We start from the raw sequence: 23050 nt of genomic DNA on the forward strand, positions 1-23050 counted from the left end.
CGCACGAGTCACTCCTCGTAGGGCGCCATCGCGTCCCGGAGATCGGCCGGGACATCGATGGCACCGCCGCCACCGTGTTCGGCACACACCCGCTGTTCGTACCCCTCGAACGCGACGCTCCCGTCGCACGTCGCCGTGTAGTCGAAGCGGACGCTCCGGGTGCCGACCTCGGGCGTCAGGGCGATCGTCACGTCGTCGCCGGCCTCGACAGGGGATTCGAACTCGAAGTCGATCTCGACCAGCGGCAGGCCGAAGCCGTGGTCCTGTGAGATCTCCCAGAACGGATAGCCGATCTCCTCCATGAACATGTCCGAGGTCTCGTGAAGTGCGTCGACGATACGCGGGTAGTGGGCGATGCCGAACGGGTCCGTATCGGAGAACCGGACCGTCCAGACACGGTCGTAGCTCATCGGTCCACCTCCGCGGCCGCGGTTCCATTTTCAGGGTTCACAGCGGAGTCCGGGTCGAGGACCACGAGCGCGTCGAGCGCGACGGCGCCGTCCGCCGAGACAAGCACGGGGTTGACGTCGAGTTCCGCGATCGGGTTGTCGGTCACGAGGTCACCGACGGTCGCCACGACCTCGGCGAGGGCCTCGATATCCCCCGGTTCGCTCCCCCGATATCCCGCTAACAGTTCCGCTGCCTGTAGTTCCTCGATGGCCGCCCGTGCCTCGGCGTGATCGATCGGGGCGATCCGGTGGCTCGTATCCTCGAAGACCTCGGTGAAGACGCCGCCAAGTCCCGTGAGCACGACCGGGCCGAACGAGGGATCACGCAGGCCACCGACGATGACCTCCGTTCCCGCGTCGACATCCATCGCCGCTTCGACGAGGACATCCGCGTCGATGTCCTGCGCAGTAGCCGTCTCGAAGATGCGTTCAACGGCAGTTCGGACGCCCTCGGCGGACGTGACGCCGACCGTGACGCCCGCGCCCCCGCCCCACTCGCTCTTGTGAGTGACCGACGGCGAAGACACCTTCAGGACGACGGGATAGCCGATCTCCTCGGCCGCCTCGACGGCTTCTTCGACACTCGAACACACCGCGAAGGGCGGTGTCTCGATACCCGCCTTCGCGAGCAGCCGTTTCCCTTCGGCCTCCGTCAGCGTGTGCCGGTCGTCCGCACGGGCGGCCGCGATGGGGTCGTCAGTCATCGGCGACCACCTCCTGATCCGCAGCGGGGCCAGCCATCCCGGCGTAGCGGGCCAGGACCGCCGCGGCGTCGGCGGCCCGCTCCGGCGTCTCGAACACCGGGACACCGGCGTCGGCCAGTGCCGCCAGATCGTCGGCCATGTCCTCCTCGATGCCGTCGGTGGAGAACAGGATCGGCTTGTCGACACGCTCGGCGAGGCCGGAAAGCGCCTCGACGGGGAACCCCATCGCCTGTTCGTACAGTTCGTAGACCAACACGACGTCGACGCCGTCGTCCTCGGCGACGGCCGTGACGACGTCGCCGAACGCCGGCATCGGCCTCCCGGTGTCGACCGGGTTCCCGGTGTAGGTGACCCCGGTCAGGATCTCGTCGACCCGCTGTTGGGTCTCTGAACGCAGTTCGGGAAGCCGTCCGCCGCCGCGCTGGATGCGGTCGCTGATGATGATACCCGGGCCGGCCTGGGCGGTGACGACGCCGACGTTCGGGCCGGCCGGTTCCGGCGAGTCGGCGAGCGCCGCGGCCGCGTCCAGCAGATCGTCTGTCGCGTCGACCGTCGGCACGCCGTACTGGGCGAAGCCGGCGGTGTACAGTTCGTGGTCGCCCGTGAGCGCCCCCGTGTGAGACTCGGCGAACGCACCCACGTCCGACTGGCCCACCTTGTAGGCGACGACCGGCGTCTCGCTGGCCCGACAGGCTTCCAGCAGACCACGCCCGTCGTCGGTCCCCTCGACGTGGAGAACGATAGCGTCGGTCCGGTCGTCGCCGTCGAAGTAGTCGATAGTCTCGGTGAAGCCGACGTTCGCGCGGTTTCCGAGGCCGACCATCGCGGAGACGCCCCGTCCCTGCCGTCGGGACTGGAAGGCGAGCGCGTGGGCGACGCCGCCGCTCTGTGCGATGACAGCGGTGTTTCCAGCCGGGAGCTTCTCGGCCCCGCTGGCGAAGGAACACAGCAGTTCCCGTTCGGGGACGACGAACCCGCTCGTGTTCGGCCCCAACAGCGAGACGTCGTGGCGGTCTGCCGCAGCGACGACCGCCTCCTGTAACCGCTCGCCCTCCTCGCCGGCCTCGGCGAAGCCGCCGGCGTAGATGACCGCCGCGCCGATGCCGGCCGCCCCACACTCCTCGATGACCTCCGGGGTCGCCGGGCCGGGCACACAGCAGAGCGCGAGATCGACATCGTCCTCGATGTCGGTCACCGAGTCGACGAAGGCTTCGCCGAACAGCCCCCCCTCCCCGGACGGGTTGACCGGGTACACCGGGCCGTCGAACTCGACCGCGTTGGCCATCGCCTCGTAGCCGATCTTGCCCTCGGTCGCGGAGGCGCCGACGACGGCCACGGCGGCTGGATCGAACATCTGTTGCAGAGTCACAGCCGGTAGTTATCGCAACACCCTCAAATCGTTTTCCCCCGTCAGGACGTGACAGGGGTAGGTTTATCTGAGTGGATAAGGTACCAACTGGCAATGACGCTACTCGAAGGGCAGCATCTGACCAAGAAGTTCGGGGGCGTCGTCGCCATCGACGACGTCTCGTTCTCCGTCGACCGCGGCGAGGCTATCGGGCTCATCGGGCCGAACGGGGCCGGCAAGTCCACGCTGTTTCGGACCGTCACCGGCGTCCACGAACCGACCGAGGGGCAGGTGTTCTTCGACGACGAGGAGATCACCGGCAAGGCACCACACGAGATCTGTCACCGCGGTCTCGCGAAGACACACCAGATCGTCCGCCCGTTCGAGAGCATGACGCTGCTGGAGAACGTCGCGGTCGGCGCGGAGTTCGGCGGCCGCGAGTTCGACGACGTTCGGGGCCGTGCCAAGGAGATGCTGGAGTTCGTCGACCTCGCCGACCTCCAGTACAGCGAACCCGACGAACTGAGCGTGGGCCAACTCAAACGCCTGGAGATCGCACGGGTGCTGGCGACCGACCCGGAACTCGTCCTCTTCGACGAGGTCGCCGGCGGGCTCGACCCCGAGGAGACCGAGGACATCATCGACCTCATCGGCGACATCAAAGACGAGGGCAAGACCGTCTTCCTCATCGACCACGTGATGCGCGCGCTGATGAGCGTCAGCGAGCGGGTCATGGTGTTGAACAACGGTCGGCTCATCGCCGAGGGAACGCCCGACCAGATCCAAAACGACGACGAGGTCATCGAGGCGTACCTCGGTGAGCACGCGAACGAAGACCTCTCAAGCGCCGTCGCCGGCGACTGAGGTGTCCGGCGAGACGACGACAGCGCCCGCAGTTACGGTTTTCCGGCGAAATCGACGAACGACGCGAGCTTCTCGCTCGCGCCCTCGGTGACACTCGATCCGTGATACACCAGTCCCACCTCGAACTCGTAGTCCAGCAACCGTTCGAGGTGCTCGTCGGCGGCGGCCACGTCCGCCGAGAAGAACGCCGTCGGGAGGACGAAATGCCCCGCAGGGAGCCCCCGCGCGTCCGATCCGAACACCGCGTCTCCTAACACCGCGATCCCGCGTGCCTCGTCGACGAGCGCGTGATGGTTGGCCGTGTGACCGGGGACGTGGACAGCGGTGAACGGGCCGACCGTGTCGCCGTCGCCGTATCTGTGGTCGACGGCAGCGGTAGTCTCGACGCCCGCCGGAACCCAGGATTCGACATCGTAGCGGTCGACAATCCCTGCGAGCCCGCCGATATGGTCGGGATCACCGTGGGTGACGACCACGCGTTCCGGCGTGATACCGAGATCGTCGAGTTCCCCGGCGAGGACTTCGACCGTGTCCTCGAACCCGGTGTCGACGAGCGTCGGCGTCTCGCCGTCGAAGACGTGGACGCGCCAGCGGGCGTCCGGCGCAGTCTTGACCGTGATGTCGTACACGTCCGGGGCGATTTCCGTAGCCATACCTGGTCGTGGGTCGACAGCAGCAAGCCTCTTTCGGGACCGATACGCTGATAGTGGTTCACACTGTGTCACTCGGTACTGAGAATGTCGGACCGAACTGCGAGTCCCGCAGCCGTCCTTCGTGGTGTCGATCCGGCCTGGCTCTCCGTCCCGGCCGGAATACTCGCGGCGGGTGCCGTCCTCCGATTTGCCCCGCTCGCGCCTGATGCGGCCCGGATGCTCGGCATCACGCTCTTCTGTATCGCGCTGTGGGTCGGTGCCCCGGTCAAGCCGTGGTTCACCGCCCTGATCGGCATTGGCCTCATCGGCGTCACCTTCTCGACCGAACTCGCGTTGACGGGGTTCCAGTCCCCGGCGACGTGGCTCGTCGTCGTGGGTATCCTCATCGGCGAGGCCGCCCGACAGAGCGGGCTGGCGGACCTCGTCGAACGGCTGGCGTTGTCCCGGATGCCGGCGGCTGTCGCAACCGACGCCGTCGCAGCCTACCGATATCTGCTGGTTGTCCTCTCGTTCGGAAGCCTCGCGCTCGCGGTGTTGATCCCGTCGTCGCTGGTCCGGGTACTCATCCTCGCGCCCATCCTCCAGTCCCTGGGGGAGCGCTTCGAGGAGCGGCGGGCGAAGATCGGGATCTTCCTGGGGCCGCTGTTCGCGACGTTCTACGGCGCATCGGGTATCCTCACGGGCTCGCTGGCGAACATCATCGTCACCGGCCTCGTCGAGTCAAGTGGCGGCCCGGCAATCACCTGGACCGAGTGGACGCTGTGGCTCGGGCCGGTGATGGGGATCGGTCGGGTCGCGCTCATCGTCGGTATCACGTACCTCCTGTACCGCCCGCGGGACCGTGACGGCGTGACCGCCCCGGACCGCGGCGGGAGCGTCTCGACGACGCCACGGGAACGGCGGATGCTGGGCTTTCTCCTGCTCGGGGTGGCTATCTGGGCGACGGACTTCCTCCACGGTCTGCATCCGCTGTTCGGCGCTGTCGTGGTGACGCTGCTAGCGTTCGCACCGCGGATCGGTGTCGTCGGCGCTGACGCCGTCGGTGACGCCGACTTCTCGATCCTCTTTTTCCTCGGGGCGATCTTCGCCATCGCCGAGGGGCTCCGACAGACGGCCTTCACCGACCTCGCGGCGAACCGGCTGTTGTCGACGCTCCCGGCGGACCCGTCCCTACCGCTGGTGCTCGCGGTCGTCGTCGTGGCGGCGCTGGCGCTGACACTCGTGATGGAAGGGCTGGCCGTCGCTAGCGTGCTCACCCCGGTGTTGGTCTCGTTCGCGAGTAGCGCCGGAGTTCCCCTCGTCCCCGTGGCGATGATCGAGGCCGTCGCGCTGAACGCCTACTTCTTCCCGTACCAGTCGGCGGTACTGGTGGCGATTCTGGGCCTCGACATCGTCGACTCGATGGAACTGACGAAGATGGCCAGCGTCTGCTCGCTGGCGACGCTACTCCTGTTGGTGCCGATCCAGATCGGGCTGTTCGCGCTGTTTTTCTGAGCTACCGGTCGGGGAAATGGTCCTCGACGAGTCGGTTCCGGAGGACGGTCCCGGTGTCCGACCGCGCGAGGGGGTCGCTGGTCACGGCGTACTCCCGGGGGCGTTTGAAGTCGGCCAGCGACTCCGTTTCGAGGCAGTAGTCGTCCAGTTGCTCGGCCGTGAGGTCGCTGTCGGTGACGACGACCGCGGTGACGACCTGGCCCCACTGTTCGTCGTCGAGGCCGAAGACACAGACCTCCTCGACGTCCGGGTGGTCCTCGATGACGGTCTCTACCTCAGCGGGGTAGACGTTCTCGCCGCCGCTGACGATCATGTTGTCGACCCGGTCGACGATGTAGAGGTAGCCGTCCTCGTCGACGGTCGCCACGTCCCGGGTGCGGAGCCAGCCGTCGAAGTACGTCTTCGAGGCCGCCTCGGGGTTGTCGATGTAGCCCTCGGACTTCCCGGGGCCGCGAGCGATGATCTCGCCCCGCTGGCCGGCGTCAACCGTCGCCTCCGGGTCCGGATGCTCGTCGAGGGGTGCCGTCTCGACGACGCGGATCTCCCACGAGAACGATTCCTTCCCGATGGTACCCGGATGGTCGTCCTGGGCACTCGGGTGGGCGAAGGTGAGATCCGGGCCGGCCTCGGTCATCCCGTAGGTGTTGTAGACTTGATCAGTCAACTGTTCGGTCGTCTCCTCGACGAGGTCCTCGGTGACGATGGAGCCACCCGTCCTGATGTACGCAAGCGTCCCGACATCGAAGTCAGCCTCGCGCTGGACGTCGTTGAGCGCCGTCAGTTGGGTCGGGACGGCGAGCAGGCCAGTCGCGTCGTGCTCTTCGATGAGCGCCAGCGACGCCGCCGGATCGAACGAGGACTGGAGGACGATCGTCGCACCGGCGACCAGGTGGGGGTAGAGCCACGCGTCGGTGGTCACCATGTGGTACCACGGTGTCGTACACAGCGCCGTGTCCGTCTCGTCGACGCCGTGTTCCATCACGACCTGGATGGCACCGTACCACAACTGTTCCTGGTCGAAGGGGACCGCTTTGGGCGTATCAGTCGTCCCGCTCGTATAGAGAATGCCACATTCGTCGCCGACCGGGAGCGCCGGGTCGCTGTCGGCGTCAGCGTCGGCAACGACGGCCTCGTAGGACTCGACCAGATCGTGGTCGATCTCCCGGTCGCCGGCGTGGATCGCGGCCTCGAACCCATCGCGGTCGAGCAGGTCGAGCGCTACCTCCGCGTTGTCGTCGTCGAAGACGAGCGCACGCGCCGACGCCGTCTCGACCATCCGTTCCAGTTCTGCCGGCGGCGCCCGGTAGGACAACTGGACGGTCCCCACCCCGCGCTTGTTGTTGGCGAGCATCGATTCGATGGCCGGAAGTCCGTTCAAGGCAAGCACGGCACACCGCCCGTCACCGATCCGCTGCTGGAGTGCGTTCGCCAGGCGTGTGCTCCGCTGGTCGAGGGTCGCATAGGTAATCGACCGCCCGGCCTCGGTGATGATCGCCGTCTCGTCGGGGTAACACCGTACTGACCGGGCGAATGCCTCTCTGAGTTGCATGGTGGTGTCGGTACCGAATACCAGACTAACTGCAGTATTAATAGTTCTGGTTACACCGGTGTGACCGGGACAGTGTGGCTTATGCCGGTCTATCGAGTACCCGGTGGTATGGCAGGACGCCTCGCCGGGCTGGCCGCACACGTCCGTCCCGCGTTCATGCTGCCGGTGATCGGGACATCGGTCTGTGGAGCGATGCTCGCACCGACCGTGAGCGGGTGGACCGGGGGCCAGCACGCTGTCGCCGTCGGAACGGCGCTGTTCGTCGCCCACCTGCGTGACGGCCTCGTCGACGGCCACGTGCGTGGCGAGGAGGAACCGCCGCTGTCGGTATCGGCGTATCGATGGGCGACGGGGGCTGGGACCGCCGTAGCGATCCTACTGGCGGCCTCGCTGACCATGAGCGCCGGCGCCCTGGCCGGCGGGTCAGTCCTCGTGCTACTCGGTCTCGCGCTGTTGCACGCCCCGTACCTCGACCGGCATCCGGTCCCGGTGACCGTCGACTACCCGGTCGGTATCGCGATCACGCTCGCCGGCGGGTTCGCCACACAGACCGGGCGACTGCCGACCGGCGTCGTCGCGGTGGCCGCGAGCACAGCGGTGCTGTTGGCGGGGATCAAGGTCGGCATCGACCGGCTCGACGCCGCCTTCGACCGTACTATCGGGAAACGGACCGTCCCCGTCATCACAGGGACCACGGGTACCCGGGCGGTCGCGGTCGGGAGCTTCGCTACCGCGGCGCTGTCCGTGGGCGGCATCGTCTGGGTGGGCGTCCTCCCGCCGATCGCGGCCGTCGCCGCAGTCGCTGCGGGCGGGTGTGCTGCGGCCACGCTGCTCGTCCCGGCTCGATCGGCCGTGCGAGTCCAGATGGTCCTGAGCTACGTGTTCGTCGGCACGCTGGTTGCCGCTCGCTGTGACGGTGCGTGTGCCGGGTGGACGGTGGTGACCAAGGTGGCCCCGCTCTCAGCGGTACGCCAGGTTCAATTCGATCTCGTCGGTCGCGGCCCGGAGCTGATCGAGTACCTCGCCCTCGCAGCGTGCCCGTGAGAGCCGGTGAGCCGGGCCAGCGATGCTCAGGGCACCCTGTATCTCCCCCTCGAACGTCAGCGGGATACCGATCGCGTGGACGCCCTTCAGGTCCTCGCTGAGGTTCAGCGCGTACCCCTGCTCGCGGATCTGTGCGAGTTCGTCGAACAGGGCCTCCCGCGTAGTGATCGTGTTCTCGGTCCGGGCCGGCAGCCCGTGCTCGTCGACGATGGCGTGGATCTGTTCCTCGGGCAGGTGCGCGAGAATTGCCTTCCCGCCGGAGTTGCAGTGCATGTACGCCCACGTGCCGAGGATGGTGTTGATATCGATGTCGTTCTGTCCGCCACGGCCGTAGAGGTACATAGCCTTCCCGTTCTCGTGGGTGATGAGCCACGCCATCTCCCCGGTTGCCTCCTCCAGTTCGTCGACCGCCTGCATCCCGGACCGGAAGATGCTCTGCTGGCCTCTGACGTACTGTCCGTAGTCGAAAAACCCCAGCCCGAGATGGTACTCCGTCCCGTGTTTCACCACGAAGCCGTGCTCGCGCATCGTCGTCAGATGACCGTGGATAGTACTCTTTGCGACATCGAGGCGTTCGGCCAGTTCAGTCACGCCTGCTCCGTCTAGCTCCCTGAGTGATTCGATGAGAGCGAACAGCGTTTCGTCCGATTTGATCCCGCGCCCGGTCTTCGCAGGCTGTTCCATACCCACAGCTACGGATACATCACAATTAAGCATTACTGACCGTCCGAGGAGCCGTCGACAGCCCTTCGAAAAGCTGTTCGATACTATCGAACCAATGATCCACGCGGTCGGCGTCAGCTGGATAACAGCCGTACATCTATTATCCCGATCCGGTGCCGCCACGCTGCCAGCTTTCCGTGAACGCGGATGACTGCGCGAACGGCCGTTATTCGGCCTTCGATCAGTCGTCGGTTCCTGCCTCGGCCGCCGTCCCACGGTAGGTCGCCGCGAGTTCGACGTAGCTCTCGTGGGTCTCGCCGATCTGTGCCAACTGTTCGTCGGTTAGTGGGCGTGTCTCGGCGGGAATACCGTAGGCCATATGTCCCGACGGGACCCGCTGTCCCTGCCGCACGACCGCGTTCGCCGCGACGATACAGTCCGACTCGACCGTTGCACCCCCCATGACGGCGCTCCCCATCCCGACCAGTGCGTGGTCGTGGACGGTGGCGTAGTCGACGACCGCCCCGTGGCCGATCGTCACTTCCTCGCCGATGGTCGCCCCGTGCAGCATCGTGAACTCCTGAACGTTGCTTTCCTCGCCGACCGTGACCGTCCCGCCATCGCCACGGAGACAGACGAACGGCCAGATACTCGCCCGTGGGCCGACTTCGACATCGCCGACCGCGTATGCCATCTCCGAGACGAACGCCTCGTCCGCGACCCGTGGAGCCGTACCGTCGAACGGTCGTTGCATAGCTACCGCACCGTCGGCGAGCGACTAAAACCTGGCCAAACGTTCCTGACAGACCGTTCGACGTTATCGAACACATCGACCCGGTCGGGATGACAGGTCGCTTACCCCTCACGCTCGGCCGGTGGACGCTGGACTGCGTCGACGACTGGGGACGCAAGCGAGAGGTGCATTTCGAGTTCGCCGCCGAGTTGTTCGATGACATCGAACCCAACGTTGTCGTACACGGTGATAGCCGCGTCGTTGTCGGCCTTCACAGTCAGCACGAGCGTCTCGTGACCGCGGTCGGCCGCATAAGCCACCAGTTGCCGTATCAGTTCCGAGCCGATACCCCGGCCCTGGGCCTCACCGGTGACGAAGACGACGAGATGGGGTGCCGCCGCGTCCCCCGGTGTCACGCCCGCGTGCCCGACGACCGTCGAGTCCACCTCCGCGACCAGACTCCAGCCGTCGTCGACGAACCGGTCGAGCCACCGCCGGAGTTTGGTCTCCGTAGCAGGGGGTAGTCCCATCGTCCGGTCGTCCGGATCGAAGTCGAGGTACATCCCGACGAGTGCCTCCAGGTCTTCGGGTTCGTGGGGCCGAACGAGTACCGTCGCCGCCTCACGGTCGGTAAAGCGTGGACAGCGCGGCGGACAGTACGGTGTCCCCACACACTGACTGCTGTCCCAGCCGTCACAGGCCAGGTCGTCTTCTCGACCCATGTGAACAGATGACAGCTATGGATACTTAACAGATACCGCGAACGCCGCCTGCCGAGAACACACAGTAGTTATAAGGACGCATACAACGAACGGAACCTCATGGTACGATTGCTGGTGGCGCTCGACGACGATCTATCCCAGGCACAGGCACAGATCGAGGCGATCGAGGACATGGTGGAGACGGCGGAGGGCGCGGAGGCGTTCCTCCTCCACGTCTTCGACGACAACCCGGAAGGGGCCTCGGTCAGCCAAGTAGAGGCGGTCAGGGAGACCAAAGACCGTCTCGAAGCCGCAGGTGTCACCGTCGAACTCCTCGAATCCAGCGGGGACCCGGCGGAGGAGACACTCAAACACGCCGAACAGTACGACGCCGATCAGATCTGCGTCGGTGGCCGCAAGCGAAGCCCTGCAGGGAAAGCGCTGTTCGGAAGTGTCACACAGGACGTGATTCTCGGAACTGACCGCCCGGTGCTCGTCTGTGGGAGCACGGCGGAGTAAACGTCAGTTCGTCTCGACGACCTCGTCGAGGTTCTGCTCCAGGGCTTCCACGCCCTCGCGAATCGTCCGGATCTGTGCGGTCTGGCGCTGATTCGCCGATGCGAGTTCGGCGACCTCCTCGGCGACCTGCTTGACACCCTCGACGGTTCGATCCAGTACTGCCGCGATCTCCTCGGCGCTTGTCGCCTGGTCGTCGGTCGCATCGGCGATCTGGCCCAACTGAGTCGAGATATCCGTGATCGCGTCCTGTATCTGCTGTTGGTTCTCGTTCACCGCCCGGATCTCCGTTTCGATGTCCGCGACTTGCCGGGTCGTCTCTTCGACGCTATCGACCGTCTCAGTCGCTATCGCGGAGATATTGTCGATCAGTCGCTCGATCCGGTCGGCCTCGGTCTGGGACTCCGAGGCCAGGTTCTTCACCTCGTCCGCGACGACGGCGAACCCCGCGCCGGCCTCCCCGGCACGCGCCGCTTCGATCGAGGCGTTCAGCGCGAGCATGTTGATCTGCTCGGCCAGGTCGTCGATCGTCGCCACCACGTCGTCTATCTCGTCGATCTGCTCGGCCAACTCGGTTGCGTCCGTCGCCATCTGCTCGCTCGCATCGGTGACGGCGTCGACCGTTTCCAGGAGGTCCCGAGTCGCAGTCTCGGATTCTTCGGCCAGCGTCTCCGTCTCGGTGCTCTGTGTGCTGATCGTCTCGACGCTCGACGCGACTTCCTCGGTCGTCGCGCTGAGCGTCTGTACCTCCTGGTCGATACCGTCGATGTTATCGGCCTCCTGTTCCGCGATGTCGGCGATCTCCTCGGCGTTCTCGGTCACCTGTGCGGACGCGGATTCGAGATCACTGACAGATGTCTCGATGTCTCTCTGGACCTGTTCTTGGACCTCTTGCATCGACTCACGCTGTTCGACGAGTCCGGTGACGCGACTGACGTACTCGAAACAGCCGACGACATCGCCACCGGGAGCGACCAGTGGCACACCGGTCGCTCGGACGTGCCAGTCGGTGCCGTCCTCGTGGGTCCCCGATCTGACATCGGTCTCCCGGACGGCCTCGCCGGTTCTAGCGACTTGTTCCGCGAGGGTCTCGGTCACGTCGTCGGTTCCGACCACCTCGTGTGCCGGGCGGTTCAGCGCCTCGTCGGCCGGAGTCCCGATAAACTCCACTTGCTCGTCGTTCCAGTGTGTCAATCGCCCGTCGTCGTCGACGACGATGACCGGTTCGGGGAACGACGCGACCAACTGGTCGAAGAGGTGACGCCAGTGGTCACGCTCGGCACGGAGCCGTTCGGTCTCGTCTGCTTCCTCCGGGAGGGGCGGATCAAGTGTCGCGTCGTCCGAGGCGGTCTTTGACATACCCTGACGTGTTGGATCATCTGTGATAAAGGTAACTGTCCACACACTAACACTTGTCGAGGGTGACCAGTCGCACTAGTGCCGCATCGTCTTGGAGAGCACGAACCCGATGACCCTGTTCGGCGGCCCGGGAACGGCTACTCGTCGCTGCGCCGCCGGACCATCGCGGTCGCCTCGTAGGAGATGACCAGATCGTCGTCCTGGTTCACGCCCTCGTGGCGGGTCGTCACGAACCCGCGATCGCCACGACTCTCGGAGGGACGCTTCTCGATAATCTCGCTGCGGAGTCGGAGTGAATCACCCGGCCGGAGCGGACGGTGCCAGCGGAGGTCGTCGATGCCGACGCCGGCCTGGATCGCCGTCTCCTCGCTGCTCTGGACGTGGAGACGCATACAGAGAGCGGCAGTCTGCCACCCCGAAGCGACCAGTCCACCGAAAACAGAGTCTTCGGCCGCCTCCGGGTCCGTGTGGAATGGCTGGGGGTCGTACTTCTCGCCGAACTCGATGATCTCGGATTGGGAGATCCGGTAGGGCTCCGAACGGGACTCGTCGCCGATCGGGATGTCGTCGTAGAAGCGCATGTTGGTGTGGTCGCGACGGATAGACAAAAAACCGACGTGCTGCCGCCGCTAGTCCCTCGGGTGTCCCCGAAGTGCCGCGTAGCCTCCAGTGTGCCATCCTGTTCAACAGAGCAGACGACCGCGACCGAACTGCACAGTCGAAAATTATATTCAATCCACTGGAGAAGCGTACGTGTGAGTCTCACAGCGTTGTTCGATCCGGACAGCATCGCAGTCATCGGTGCGTCGAAGACACCGGGGAAACTCGGAAACGACGCGATGGCGAACGCGAAGGAGTTCGACGGCCCGGTCTACCCCGTCAACCCCTCGGGCGAGGGAGCCGTCTACGGCTACGAGTTCGTCGACTCCGTCGGCGACACCGACGCGGACCTCGCGCTCTGCTGTGTCCCCGGGCCGGCGACCCCGGAGGTCATCGAGGAGTGTGGGGCGGCCGGTGTCGGTGCCGCCGTCGTCTTCGCCGGCGGTTTCGCCGAGTCGGGTGACCGCGGGAGAGAACTCCAGGCCCAGATCCGGGACACTGCAGACGAGTACGACATCGCCGTCCTCGGGCCGAACACCGCCGGACACATCATCCCACACCGGGACCTGTTCAGTTCCTTCGTCCCGGGGTTCGACGAGATCGAGTCCGGTGACGTCGCGATCGCCGCACAGAGCGGGGGTGTCGGCGTGACTGCGACCTTCCAGTTGGACCGCGAGGGGTACGGGACCGCCGGGATGTACGGGCTCGGAAACCGCGTGAACACGGACTTCGACGACGTCGTTCCGATGCTCGACGAAGACCCGGCGGCCGAGGCCATCGCGCTCCACATCGAGGGGACCAGCGAGATCGACGCCGCGATCGACGCGATCGACGAGGCCGAGACGCCCGTCGCCGCGCTCAAGTCGGGCGACCGGATGGCGGAGTTCGTCCAGGCACACACCGCGGCGCCGATACAGGAGTCCGAACGCTACGAACAGGCCTTCAGGGACGCGGGTGCCGTCATGGCCGACTCGTTGACCGAACTGCTCGACGCGAGTCGCGTCCTCGCACAGTGTCCGCAGGCGGACGGCCCGAACGTCGGCCTCGTCACCGCACAGGCCGGCCCGGGGATCATGATGGCGGACTCCCTCCAGGAACGCGGCGTGACCTTCCCCGAACTGACCGAGGAGACCCGCGAACGACTCGACGAGATCCTGCTGGGGTTCACCTACGATCAGAACCCTGTCGATACGGGCCGGCCGATGCCGGAGTTCGGCGACGTCATCGACGCCGTGGGACGGGACGACAACGTCGACATCGTCCTCGTCTACGAGATCTTCGAGCATTCGCTGGGGTACCCCGTCGAGGAACTCGAACAGCTCACGGCCGACATCGACAAACCCGTCGTCTTCACCGTCGCCGGCCCGGACGACGCGTTGACCGAGGACCGCGAACGGTTGGAAGAACTCGGTGTCGCAACGTTCGATACGCCCGAGCGTGGTGCCTACGCCGCGTCCGTCCTCGCCGAAACATCGCGGTAGGCACGCGTACGGCACCAGAAACGTTTAGTTGATATCGTCCATCATCGACTATATGGTTCGAGAAAGCGACTTAGCGGAAGTGGCTGCTGAAGCCGACGACCTCCCGCACCCGCGTGACGTCGTCGGTGAACACGAGGAGATCCCCGTCGAGGAGATCTTCGACCAGCCGTTCATGCAGGAACACACCGACTTCGAGATCTTCGACGAGATGGTCGCGGCCAGTCCGTCGGACGCAGAGGACGCCGCGGAACTGGAGCTGGTGCCCGACGGGAGCTGGGACGCGTTCGTCGCCGAGACGACGGTGTTCGAGGACGAAGAGGCGATGGTGTTTGCGGCCAGGGACCACTGGGTCGAGACGCAACTGGGCCTATAGGTGGCCCTCACGGGGCGTCCGCTCCTCCCGATAGCCGTGGGCGTCTCCGCCGATATAGCGTCTGTATTCCCGGATTTCCCGGGAACACCACAATAATTATGATGGTCGTGTCACAAGGATCGAGTAGACACGATGACCACTACTGATGCGGAACGCCCAGTGTTGATTGCAGGTGCGGGGCCAGTCGGGATGACCACGGCCCTCGCGCTGAACGCACGCGGTGTGCCCGCGACGATTCTCGAAGCGGAATCGGAGGACCGCGACCGGTCAGGGAGTCGCGCCATCTACGTCCACGGCACGACACTTCACACCCTCGAACGGGTCCACCCGGGCCTGGGCGAGAACCTCGTCGAGGAGGGGTTGGTCTGGCCCACCCGACGGACCTGCTGGCGAGGGAAGGAAGTGTTCAAGCGGACCTACGAGAACCCCGGTGGCGACGGGAAGTTCCCACACTTCACCAGCGTCCCGCAGGTCCGCACCGAGGAGTACATGCACGAGGCACTCGACGAGGCCGGTATCGACATCCATTGGGACGCTGCCGTCGAAACCGTCGAGAGCAGCGCCGACGGCGTCCACGTCGAGACGGCCGACGGCCGTGAGTGGGAGACACCGTACCTCGTCGGCGCGGACGGCGGCGGTTCGACGGTCCGCGACGAGATCGGCGCACAGTTCGAGGGCGACCAGTCGAAGAACTCCTTCATCATCGCCGACGTGGACGAACTCGACGACGAGGACGAACAGTGGCCACTGGAGCGTCTCTTCCACTACGACGACCCGAGTGTCGGCGGCCGCAACGTCATGCTGGTTCCGTTCACGGGCGGATGGCGCCTCGACATCCAGTGTATCGAGGACGACGACCCGGACGAGTTGGTCACCGACGAGAAGATGCGGGAGTTCGTCACCGCGGTGATGGGCGACGCCTACGCCGACAACCTGACGTGGGTGTCCAGCTACAAGTTCCTCCAAGTGATGGCGGATACGTTCGTCGACGATCACCGACGGGTCCTGCTGGCCGGCGAAGCGGCCCACCTCCTCGCGCCGTTTGGCGCACGCGGGATGAACTCCGGGGTCGCCGACGCCGACGAGGCGGCCTCGGCGATCGCTGTCGCCTATCGCGCCCAGAGTGCTGCCGTGGCCCGTGACGAGGTCGAACTGTACGCGGCTCGACGGGAGAAAGCCGCCGAATACAACCTGAACGCGGCCGGGCAGGCCCTGGAGTATCTCCAGGGGGACAATCCCGCGACCGTCCTCCGCAAGGAGGCCGCCGCCTCGCTGGCCGACTACTTCGAACCGGCCGGCGAGTACCTCGACGACGCGCCCTACGGCCCACACGATGCGCCGCCGATCGTCTCGACCGGCAACTACTGAGCGCAGAGAGGAAGACGCCGGTAGTAGCTCCGTGCCGTTCTCGCGTCTCTCTCATTTTCTGGAGTTCTGGAGATAGAGATGCCATTTCATCGTTACTTATAGCCGATAGAGTGTTTTTCTCGGTTCTAAAGAGATGTATTGGCCGTATTTACTTCCGTAATTTACCACTACCGTAGTCGATTCGAGAAAGATGCGGTTTTGAGGGATGTTCTAACTGTGAGAGGGTTCGATCCAGAGCCGTTTACTGTGATTTCAGTTCCTCAGGCGTAATTCGGGAGAGCCGCATCGCGTTGCCAGTCACACCGAGGCTCATTCCCATGTCACCGACGACGACGGCCAGCGCGACACTCACTAGTCCCAGGGGGACACCGAGTGCGAGCAGGAACTTCACGCCGAGACTCACCCAGATGCTCTGTCGGATCACGCCGTTGGCGGTGTGTGACAGGTCGTACAGGTACGGTAGCTTCCCGATGTCGTCGCCCATCAGCGCGATGTCGGCGGTCTCCAGTGCGGTGTCGGTGCCGGCCGCGCCCATCGCGACGCCGACCTCTGCGGTGGCCAGCGCCGGCGCGTCGTTGATTCCGTCACCGACCATGGCCACCGCACCGTACTCGGATTGCAGTGCCTCGACCGCGTCGACCTTCTCGTCCGGGAGGAGTTCGGCGCGGTACTCGTCGACGCCGACCGCCTCGGCGATCGCCCGGGCGGTCCCCTCGTTGTCGCCGGTCAGCATCACGACCCGTTCGACCCCGAGCTCGTGGAGACGTTCGACGGCCCGCTTCGAGGCGGGACGCACCTCGTCGGCGATGGCGATGGCGCCCAGTACCTTCGATCCCGTACCGACGACGACGACCGTCTTTCCCTCCCGTTCCAGCGCGGCGAGGGTATCCTCGGCGAATGCACCGCTGTCGGACTGGCTCGTCTCTTCTGCAACGACGCCACCGTCGGTCTCACGGCGCGCGAGAGAGAGATCGAACCCTAACTCCTCGAAGAGTGCGGGCTTCCCCGCGTAGTACGTCTCACCGTCGATTTCCCCACGGATGCCTTTGCCCGTCAGGCTCTCGAAGCTCGTCGGCTCGGGCAGGTCACCCATGCCCGCCTCGTCGGCCCGGGCGAGGATGGCCGCGGCGATAGGGTGTTGGCTGCGGCGCTCCAGTCCGGCAGCGTAGCGGAGCAGGTCGTCGTCGGTCGTGTTGAGTGAGACGACATCCGTGACGGCGAGTTCCCCCTTCGTGAGCGTCCCCGTCTTGTCGACGGCGACGGCGTCGACTCCCCCCATCGCTTCGAGGTAGTTGCCGCCCTTGATCAGGACACCGTTCTTGGCAGCGCTGGTGATACCCGAGACGACGGAGACCGGCGTCGAGATGACGAACGCACAGGGACAGGCGATCACGAGCAGGGTGAGTCCGTGGACGAACCACGTCTGCCAGTCGCCGGCGAAGACGAACCCGTATCCCGCAAACTCGACCGACACGGGATCGGCAATGACCAGCGGTGGGATGGCAGCAGTCAGGATCGCCAGCACGACCACGGCCGGCGTGTAGTACCCGGAAAAGCGGTCGACGAACTGCTCGGTCTCGGTCCGGTTTGCCTGTGCGCCCTGTACCATCTCGATGACCCGTGAGAGCGTCGAATCGCCCGCCGTCGACGTGACCTCGATTTCGAGATAGCCCTCCTCGTTGATGGCCCCGGCGTACACCTCGTCGCCCGCGGCCTTGTCCACGGGGACGCTCTCGCCCGTGATCGGCGATTGGTCGACCGCACTCTCGCCCTCGCGGACCGTCCCGTCGAGCGGGATCTTCTCGCCGGGCCGGACGACGACCGTCTCGCCGACTTCGACCTCGCCGGCCGGTACTGCCAGTTCCTCACCCGCGCGGAGGACGGTGGCCTCGTCGGGCGACAGTTCCATCAGTTCACGCAGGGAGTCCCGCGCCCGATCCATCGCGTAGTCTTCGAGCAGTTCGGCGATACTGAACAGGACGGCAAGCGTGGCAGCCTCGACGAAGTAGCCGATGCCGGTCGCGGCGATGATCGCCGTCCCCATCAGTAGGTCGATGTCGAGACTCCTGTTTTTCGCCGAGTAGTAGCCGCTCCGGACGACAGGGATGCCGCTGGCGGCGACGGCAGCCAGGAACAGCACGTCCGCGATGGAAAGCGGATAGTCGAGGACATTCGCCACCGCGACGTTCTGTGTCGACAAGAGGAACTCGAAGAGGAGCCCAACGACGACAAACACTGCGCCGATCCAGGTCTTCTTCGCGCGGGGCGTCGTCCAGATCTCCGACGGCGGCGCGATGTCGACGCCATCGCCCGTCTCCCCTCGTTCGTCTTCGTCGGTACCCGAACCACCTGCGACCTCGTACCCGGCGGCCTCGATCGCCTCGATGACATCGGCCTCGCTGATCCGGTCGGAATCGTAGGTGACGGTGGCTGTGCCGGTAGTCGGCTGGAGTGTCGTGTCGACGACACCGTCGACGCGCTGGAGGCTCTTGTCGACCTTCTGCGCACAGGAGGGGCAATCCATTTCGGGGACGACGAGGCGGGCAGTCAACTCCCGGCGTCGACCGTCGCCGCCCGCCCGCTCGTCTTCGTGTGATCCGTCGGTCATTACCCTGAGGTAGGGGTGTTAGTTCGATAAGCCTTTGTTGGAATATTCCAACCCCTGGCGTCAGATCGGTGGTGACGGCCCCTCGGTCACTCCCTCGCCGGTGACGTGCTGTTTCGCGAGGTGTTCTTCGGCCCGTCGGAGTCGATACGTGAGCGTCGACCGTGGTACGTCGAGGTGTTCGGCCAGTTCACCGACATCGACCGCACGCGGGGACTCGTAGTATCCGTGTTCGACGGCGCCCCGGAGTGCGGCTTCCTGCTCCGGAGTCAGATCAGTCGACGCCCCGTCTCTGTCGCCTGCTGATGCCGCCGTCTCCGCCGTTCGGAGCATCTCCATCTGTGCACACTCCCCGACGGCAGCCTGGAGATCGTCGAAAAACGCCGCCACGTCACCCGCACCGGAATGGATGAGTCGCCACGTGTAGTGACGGCCCTCGTGGCGAGTCTCGAACAACACGCCGTCGCCGAGGTGATCGTGGGCGATATGCGGGACAGACGCACAGGACGGGGTGCGCTCCCAGTCGGAGTAGAGGACGAGCGTGTCTTCGGTGCGGTCGAGGACGCGAGTCGTCTGGGTGGCACCGCAGTCCTCGGTTGTGAGACAGTCGGCGTAGTAGTCGCTGTTGAGAAAGGCCTCTTCGATAGCCGCAACTGCGGCCGGGGGTCCGGTCGCATGGTCGACCCGCCAGAGACGTTCGGCGGTTGCGTGCAGCGAGAGCGAGCGGACGCGGGCGTCGGGGTGGTCAGCGAGAGCGTCAGCGACCCGGTTACAGCCGGGTTTGTATTCGAGAGCGAAGACCAGCTCGCGCATAGCCTGTCTTGGTGCCGGCGAGATATAAGCCATCGGCTCGCCGAAACCGGTTGTATCGTCACTGTCGGCGTGGCAACGGGCACAGCTGGCGGTGTCGGTGGAATCACTGCCACTGTCGACGGCGGTACACCGGATGCAGGCGAAGCCTTATCATCTCACCGACACGAATGGTACTGTGTCACAACGAGACGAATACGAAACCGAGCTGACCGGCAGTCGTGCGGAGATCGCGTCGGTATTGCACGGTGTGGCTGACGGGCTCCGGACAGGTGCCGTTCGGTTAGGTGACGAGACGGGCGCTGTGACCGTGGAAACGCCGGAGGAACTCACCCTGGAGATCGAATTCGAAACCGAGGACGACGGTGCGAGTCTGGAACTGGAGCTAGAGTGGTCCGTATCGAGCGATACGGCCGCTGTCTCGTCCGCCGAGCCCGCTTCCGAGGAGACGGCCGAAGAACCAACACCCGTGGGAGCGGCCGATGGCTCACAGTCGCTGGCCCGGTTCGAGGTCTACCAGGCTCGTGACGACACGTGGCGCTGGCGGCTCCGCCACCACAACGGGAACATCATCGCGACCGGCGGGCAAGGGTACACGCGTAAGCACAACGCCCTGAAAGGGCTCCGGAGTGTGATGGCGAATTCGCCGGAAGCAGCGGTCAACGGGGAGTTCACGGAGTAATGGTCAGTCCGAGCCCCGACAGGCGATCGAAGCCGGAATTCCGTTCGGATCGGCCCTGCCGTCGTAGTTCGACGACGGCAGAGTGAGCTTGCGGTTCGCTTTCTGAGACGCACACTCGTCGCTGGCGTTCCGGGGGACAGGGATGTAAACGGGATGCCGTGCGAGAGAGAACGGACCGGCAGTTGTCCCGTCTCAGTCGGTTTACCCGGCGATACCAGGCCACTGTACACATCGATAGAGGTGTGTGAACACTCCACGAGAGGTCCGAGTCGACAGGCGCGTACCGATCGTGAGGCGGTTCTGCGCTGTCCGACCCCCACCCACGCAAATCTTTATATCCGAGACGGGGGAACGCCAATCCACGATGAATCGAACAAAACTCATCGCGATCGTCGCTATCGTCGCTATCGTCGTCATCGGTCTCCGCCGCCGTGGCGGGAACGACGAAGAACCGACCGAATAACGGATCGGCGTCCGCGTCGGGTTCCCTCCGATCGACTTCTCGCGACGCGTGAGAGCCCACGGAATCGAATGCCGAGTTCAGCGAGAGGTGCGGCGTCCGAAGGTATTATTTCGGTAAGTACCTTCAAGAAACTATTGGGGAGAGCGGCGAGCCCGTTTTATCGTGCGGTTCGTTCGAAACCGCCAGTACGGTGTCTCGAACCGCGGGACGAACGATACCGGTCGAATGTCCGGCCAGCGAGTTCAGTCGTCGTTGAGCACGCCGTCTGCGACGGCGACGTCGTCGACGCTCGGATCGTCCGCGGACTGCCTGAGCACGAACCGCTTGCGGACCAGGTCTGCGGCGTAGATGACCGTCCCCAGGATGATCAGCGTATCACCGGGGAGTCGCGCCCAGAACAGCGTCTGGACGATCGGTTGGTTGTAGAACGCCAGGCTGCGCGCGGCGTCGTAGCTCTGGGTGAACGCCGTCTCCAGTTGCAGGAACCCAACCGGCAGGACGGAGACGAACACCATCAGCGCGAGGCCGACGTTCCAACACCAGAAGGCCGCGCGGAGCCAGGAGGCGTCCCAGCGGCGCGGCTGGATCGACAGTTGGAGCATGTAGCTGACCATCCCCAGCGCGAGGAAACCGAAGGCACCGAACATCGCGGCGTGGGCGTGGCCGACGGTAAGGTAGGTCCCGTGCTCGTAGTAGTTGATCAGCGGGAGGTTGATGAAGAAGCCGAGCACGCCGGCGCCCACGAAGTTCCAGACGCCGCTGGCGATGATGAACATGAACGGGAGTTTGTAGGGGAACCCGCCGCTCTCGGACATCGCCTGGTACTGGCCCAGCGCCTCGTAGAGGATGAATACGAGCGGGATCAGCTCCAGGGTAGAGAAGGCGCTCCCGATAGGGATCCACATGTCGGGCATCCCGACCCACCAGTAGTGGTGCGAGACGCCGATGACGCCGGTCCCCATCACGAGCAGCGCCTGCAGCATGACGGCCTTCTCGGCGCTGCGCCGGGAGAGGAGGTTCATCGACACCAGCGTCAGTCCGACGATGGCGACGATGAAGAACTCGAAGGCGCCTTCGACCCACATGTGGACGACCCACCAGCGCCAGAACTCCGTGACGGCGATGTTGGTGTCGGGGGTGAAGAGGAACCCGGCGGTGAACAGCAGGGCGATGGAACCCCCCGCATAGAGGATCATGTGGCCGAGCCCGAAGACGGGCTCCTCGTCGAGCAGCGGCTTGAGACCGCGGATCGACAGCACTGCCCAGATCCCGAAGCCGGCGAGCAGTCCGACCTGCCAGATTTTCCCGACTTCGAGGTACTCCAGCCCTTCGTTGCCGAAGACCCACCAGAGGTCGCCGAAGTAGCCGTGCGAACCGAGCCAGATGCCGCCGAGGCCGCCGACGGTCACGACGACGATGGCACCCAGCAGGCCGTCGATGTACGTCGACTGCCGCTTGGGCTCGTGGCCGGTCAGCAGGGGCGGGAGGAAGAGCCCGGCGCCGAGCCAGGTCGCGGCGATCCAGAGGATCCCCAGGTCGATGTGCCAGGTCTTGGCGATAGCAAAGGGCAGCATCTGGAGGATGTGGACGCCGAAGATCTCCTCGATACCGAAGAAGCCGGCCCGTTCGATGTAGAAGTGCGCCAGTAACCCGCCCAGTAACACCTGTGCGAGGAACAGTCCGGCCGCGACGGGGATGAACCGCAGTGCCGCCCGCTGGCTGGGGAAGATCTCTACCTCGCTCGGTTCGGGCACCGAGAGCCCGTCGGCGGAGGGTTCCGGGAGTTCGACCGACCGGTAGAGCCAGATCCCGAAGCCGGCGGCGCCGACCAGCAGGACCATCGCGATGACGCTCCAGGTCATCGCGGCGGCGGTGGCGTCGTTGCCTGCACCGGGCGCGTAGGGCCACTCGTTGGTGTAGGAGTGGTCACCGTCTGGCCGGTCGGTGTGGGAGAACCAGGCCGTCCAGAGAGCGAAGTCCGCGAACTTCCTGGCGTCGGCCTCGGAGTCGATCATCTCGACCGGGACCCCGCGCTCGTGGCTACCTTCGTGGTAGCGCTCGACGTATTCTTCCCGGACCTGCTTGTGGGCGAACAGTTCCGCGGCGGAGTACTGGATGTCGCCGCCGTCGTACTTGTCGTCTAAGTCCTGTCTGACGACGTCGTCGATCGCGGCTTGCTCGCTGCTTTCCAGGGCCGTGTAGTCGTCGCCGTAGCGCTCACGGGCGTAGTACTGGCGCATGTACTCGGTCTTCAGATCCAGCGTGTCGGCAGTGTAGTCCGCGCCGTAGTACGCGCCGTTGCCCAGGATCGACCCGTGGTTCATCAGCCCGTCCCGCTGGAATGCCTTCTTCCCGTCTCTGATCTGTTCGTCCGTGACGACGGTCGCCCCGTCCGGACCGGTGATCTCGTCGGGGATCGGCGGGGCCTCCTGGTAGGCGAACCAGGCCCCTGCCCCCATGACGACGAGGTTGAGGACGAAGGCGGCGGCGATGAATTTCGCGATCGTCTTGCGTTGTACTTCCATACAGGCGGTGGTTCGATACGGACACTCCAAAAGTGCCTACCGGGTTCCCAGTCGCCGGGCGGGTAC

General features: G+C 65.3%; 21 protein-coding genes. 8 read left to right on the forward strand and 13 right to left on the reverse strand.

Annotated features, from left to right (window positions below; all coding sequences use genetic code 11):
* Nucleotides 1–8 precede the first annotated feature (8 nt).
* From VJ109_RS16250 to VJ109_RS16260, 3 genes are read right to left on the reverse strand one after another with little or no spacing between them, the layout of a single operon-like run.
* Nucleotides 9–410 (reverse strand): acyl-CoA thioesterase, encoded by a 402-nt coding sequence (locus VJ109_RS16250; RefSeq protein ID WP_324760785.1) that lies wholly within the window; start codon nucleotides 408–410, stop codon nucleotides 9–11.
* A complete protein-coding gene (locus tag VJ109_RS16255) occupies nucleotides 407–1153 on the reverse strand; it encodes an acetate--CoA ligase family protein (RefSeq protein WP_324760786.1) in 747 nt (248 codons plus the stop codon). Before VJ109_RS16255 ends, VJ109_RS16250 begins: the two co-directional genes overlap by 4 nt.
* Nucleotides 1146–2522, reverse strand: coding sequence for a CoA-binding protein (locus tag VJ109_RS16260; protein ID WP_324760787.1), 1377 nt, complete (start codon nucleotides 2520–2522; stop codon nucleotides 1146–1148). The genes VJ109_RS16255 and VJ109_RS16260 overlap by 8 nt, the downstream gene beginning before the upstream one ends.
* A 93-nt stretch (nucleotides 2523–2615) precedes the next feature.
* Here VJ109_RS16260 and VJ109_RS16265 point away from each other — a divergent pair, with 93 nt between their 5' ends.
* The gene (locus VJ109_RS16265; RefSeq protein ID WP_324760788.1) at nucleotides 2616–3365 is read left to right on the forward strand and encodes an ABC transporter ATP-binding protein; all 750 of its coding nucleotides are present in this window, start codon (nucleotides 2616–2618) and stop codon (nucleotides 3363–3365) included.
* Between the two features lie 32 nt (nucleotides 3366–3397).
* On the opposite strand, the gene VJ109_RS16270 is transcribed toward VJ109_RS16265, so the two are convergent.
* Nucleotides 3398–4018 (reverse strand): MBL fold metallo-hydrolase, encoded by a 621-nt coding sequence (locus VJ109_RS16270; RefSeq protein ID WP_324760789.1) that lies wholly within the window; start codon nucleotides 4016–4018, stop codon nucleotides 3398–3400.
* Nucleotides 4019–4102: 84 nt separating this feature from the next.
* On the opposite strand from VJ109_RS16270, the gene VJ109_RS16275 reads away from it, so the two are divergent.
* Entirely contained in the window at nucleotides 4103–5512 is a 1410-nt protein-coding gene (locus tag VJ109_RS16275) for an SLC13 family permease (RefSeq protein ID WP_324760790.1), read from the forward strand.
* Between the two features lies 1 nt (nucleotide 5513).
* On the opposite strand, the gene VJ109_RS16280 is transcribed toward VJ109_RS16275, so the two are convergent.
* Nucleotides 5514–7061, reverse strand: a complete 1548-nt coding sequence (locus VJ109_RS16280; RefSeq protein WP_324760791.1) for a class I adenylate-forming enzyme family protein — start codon at nucleotides 7059–7061, stop codon at nucleotides 5514–5516.
* A gap of 108 nt (nucleotides 7062–7169) precedes the next feature.
* On the opposite strand from VJ109_RS16280, the gene VJ109_RS16285 reads away from it, so the two are divergent.
* Complete coding sequence (locus tag VJ109_RS16285) at nucleotides 7170–8105, forward strand: UbiA prenyltransferase family protein (RefSeq protein WP_324760792.1); 936 nt, start codon at nucleotides 7170–7172, stop codon at nucleotides 8103–8105.
* Here the strand turns inward: VJ109_RS16285 and VJ109_RS16290 are convergent.
* The 3 genes from VJ109_RS16290 to VJ109_RS16300 all read right to left on the reverse strand — a co-directional run bounded on the left by VJ109_RS16290 (nucleotide 8022) and on the right by VJ109_RS16300 (nucleotide 10223).
* Nucleotides 8022–8789, reverse strand: coding sequence for an IclR family transcriptional regulator (locus tag VJ109_RS16290; protein ID WP_324760793.1), 768 nt, complete (start codon nucleotides 8787–8789; stop codon nucleotides 8022–8024). The genes VJ109_RS16285 and VJ109_RS16290 overlap by 84 nt on opposite strands.
* Before the next feature lie 220 nt (nucleotides 8790–9009).
* The gene (locus VJ109_RS16295; RefSeq protein ID WP_324760794.1) at nucleotides 9010–9522 is read right to left on the reverse strand and encodes a gamma carbonic anhydrase family protein; all 513 of its coding nucleotides are present in this window, start codon (nucleotides 9520–9522) and stop codon (nucleotides 9010–9012) included.
* Between the two features lie 101 nt (nucleotides 9523–9623).
* Entirely contained in the window at nucleotides 9624–10223 is a 600-nt protein-coding gene (locus VJ109_RS16300; RefSeq protein WP_324760795.1) for a GNAT family N-acetyltransferase, read from the reverse strand.
* Between the two features lie 99 nt (nucleotides 10224–10322).
* On the opposite strand from VJ109_RS16300, the gene VJ109_RS16305 reads away from it, so the two are divergent.
* Nucleotides 10323–10721: a universal stress protein gene (locus VJ109_RS16305; protein WP_324760796.1), complete on the forward strand. Its 399-nt coding sequence runs from the start codon at nucleotides 10323–10325 to the stop codon at nucleotides 10719–10721.
* Nucleotides 10722–10724: 3 nt separating this feature from the next.
* Here VJ109_RS16305 and VJ109_RS16310 read toward each other — a convergent pair whose 3' ends face one another.
* Nucleotides 10725–12077: a methyl-accepting chemotaxis protein gene (locus tag VJ109_RS16310; RefSeq protein WP_324760797.1), complete on the reverse strand. Its 1353-nt coding sequence runs from the start codon at nucleotides 12075–12077 to the stop codon at nucleotides 10725–10727.
* 137 nt (nucleotides 12078–12214) lie between these two features.
* Nucleotides 12215–12658, reverse strand: coding sequence for a MaoC family dehydratase (locus tag VJ109_RS16315; protein ID WP_324760798.1), 444 nt, complete (start codon nucleotides 12656–12658; stop codon nucleotides 12215–12217).
* A 174-nt stretch (nucleotides 12659–12832) separates the two neighbouring features.
* Here VJ109_RS16315 and VJ109_RS16320 point away from each other — a divergent pair, with 174 nt between their 5' ends.
* From VJ109_RS16320 to VJ109_RS16330, 3 genes are all read left to right on the forward strand, one after another.
* On the forward strand, nucleotides 12833–14158 hold the full coding sequence (locus VJ109_RS16320) for a CoA-binding protein (RefSeq protein ID WP_324760799.1): 1326 nt from the start codon (nucleotides 12833–12835) through the stop codon (nucleotides 14156–14158).
* A gap of 52 nt (nucleotides 14159–14210) precedes the next feature.
* Nucleotides 14211–14531, forward strand: a complete 321-nt coding sequence (locus tag VJ109_RS16325) for a hypothetical protein (protein WP_324760800.1) — start codon at nucleotides 14211–14213, stop codon at nucleotides 14529–14531.
* A 132-nt stretch (nucleotides 14532–14663) separates the two neighbouring features.
* Nucleotides 14664–15899 (forward strand): FAD-dependent monooxygenase, encoded by a 1236-nt coding sequence (locus tag VJ109_RS16330; protein ID WP_324760801.1) that lies wholly within the window; start codon nucleotides 14664–14666, stop codon nucleotides 15897–15899.
* A 241-nt stretch (nucleotides 15900–16140) separates the two neighbouring features.
* Here the strand turns inward: VJ109_RS16330 and VJ109_RS16335 are convergent, their stop codons facing one another.
* Both VJ109_RS16335 and VJ109_RS16340 read right to left on the reverse strand, forming a co-directional pair.
* Nucleotides 16141–18507, reverse strand: a complete 2367-nt coding sequence (locus VJ109_RS16335) for a heavy metal translocating P-type ATPase (RefSeq protein WP_324760802.1) — start codon at nucleotides 18505–18507, stop codon at nucleotides 16141–16143.
* Between the two features lie 60 nt (nucleotides 18508–18567).
* Nucleotides 18568–19317, reverse strand: a complete 750-nt coding sequence (locus tag VJ109_RS16340; protein WP_324760803.1) for a helix-turn-helix domain-containing protein — start codon at nucleotides 19315–19317, stop codon at nucleotides 18568–18570.
* A gap of 175 nt (nucleotides 19318–19492) precedes the next feature.
* Between VJ109_RS16340 and VJ109_RS16345 the strand changes: the two genes are divergently transcribed.
* Nucleotides 19493–19996 carry an amphi-Trp domain-containing protein gene (locus tag VJ109_RS16345; protein WP_324760804.1) on the forward strand — a complete coding sequence of 168 codons (504 nt, stop codon included), beginning with the start codon at nucleotides 19493–19495 and terminating at the stop codon, nucleotides 19994–19996.
* A gap of 705 nt (nucleotides 19997–20701) precedes the next feature.
* On the opposite strand, the gene VJ109_RS16350 is transcribed toward VJ109_RS16345, so the two are convergent.
* Entirely contained in the window at nucleotides 20702–22984 is a 2283-nt protein-coding gene (locus VJ109_RS16350; RefSeq protein WP_324760805.1) for a nitric-oxide reductase large subunit, read from the reverse strand.
* Nucleotides 22985–23050 lie beyond the last annotated feature (66 nt).

It is taken from the genome of Haloarcula montana (assembly GCF_035666295.1).
GTDB lineage: Archaea > Halobacteriota > Halobacteria > Halobacteriales > Haloarculaceae > Haloarcula > Haloarcula montana.

Coding starts and splice junctions, on each gene's coding strand:
- VJ109_RS16325 (WP_324760800.1), top strand. CDS start 14,211: ATGGTTCGAGAAAGCGACTTAGCGGAAGTGGCTGCTGAAGCCGACGAC.
- VJ109_RS16275 (WP_324760790.1), top strand. CDS start 4,103: ATGTCGGACCGAACTGCGAGTCCCGCAGCCGTCCTTCGTGGTGTCGAT.
- VJ109_RS16270 (WP_324760789.1), bottom strand. CDS start 4,018: ATGGCTACGGAAATCGCCCCGGACGTGTACGACATCACGGTCAAGACT.
- VJ109_RS16300 (WP_324760795.1), bottom strand. CDS start 10,223: ATGGGTCGAGAAGACGACCTGGCCTGTGACGGCTGGGACAGCAGTCAG.
- VJ109_RS16350 (WP_324760805.1), bottom strand. CDS start 22,984: ATGGAAGTACAACGCAAGACGATCGCGAAATTCATCGCCGCCGCCTTC.
- VJ109_RS16265 (WP_324760788.1), top strand. CDS start 2,616: ATGACGCTACTCGAAGGGCAGCATCTGACCAAGAAGTTCGGGGGCGTC.
- VJ109_RS16295 (WP_324760794.1), bottom strand. CDS start 9,522: ATGCAACGACCGTTCGACGGTACGGCTCCACGGGTCGCGGACGAGGCG.
- VJ109_RS16280 (WP_324760791.1), bottom strand. CDS start 7,061: ATGCAACTCAGAGAGGCATTCGCCCGGTCAGTACGGTGTTACCCCGAC.
- VJ109_RS16250 (WP_324760785.1), bottom strand. CDS start 410: ATGAGCTACGACCGTGTCTGGACGGTCCGGTTCTCCGATACGGACCCG.
- VJ109_RS16315 (WP_324760798.1), bottom strand. CDS start 12,658: ATGCGCTTCTACGACGACATCCCGATCGGCGACGAGTCCCGTTCGGAG.
- VJ109_RS16330 (WP_324760801.1), top strand. CDS start 14,664: ATGACCACTACTGATGCGGAACGCCCAGTGTTGATTGCAGGTGCGGGG.
- VJ109_RS16290 (WP_324760793.1), bottom strand. CDS start 8,789: ATGGAACAGCCTGCGAAGACCGGGCGCGGGATCAAATCGGACGAAACG.
- VJ109_RS16310 (WP_324760797.1), bottom strand. CDS start 12,077: ATGTCAAAGACCGCCTCGGACGACGCGACACTTGATCCGCCCCTCCCG.
- VJ109_RS16340 (WP_324760803.1), bottom strand. CDS start 19,317: ATGCGCGAGCTGGTCTTCGCTCTCGAATACAAACCCGGCTGTAACCGG.
- VJ109_RS16335 (WP_324760802.1), bottom strand. CDS start 18,507: ATGACCGACGGATCACACGAAGACGAGCGGGCGGGCGGCGACGGTCGA.
- VJ109_RS16305 (WP_324760796.1), top strand. CDS start 10,323: ATGGTACGATTGCTGGTGGCGCTCGACGACGATCTATCCCAGGCACAG.
- VJ109_RS16285 (WP_324760792.1), top strand. CDS start 7,170: ATGGCAGGACGCCTCGCCGGGCTGGCCGCACACGTCCGTCCCGCGTTC.
- VJ109_RS16255 (WP_324760786.1), bottom strand. CDS start 1,153: ATGACTGACGACCCCATCGCGGCCGCCCGTGCGGACGACCGGCACACG.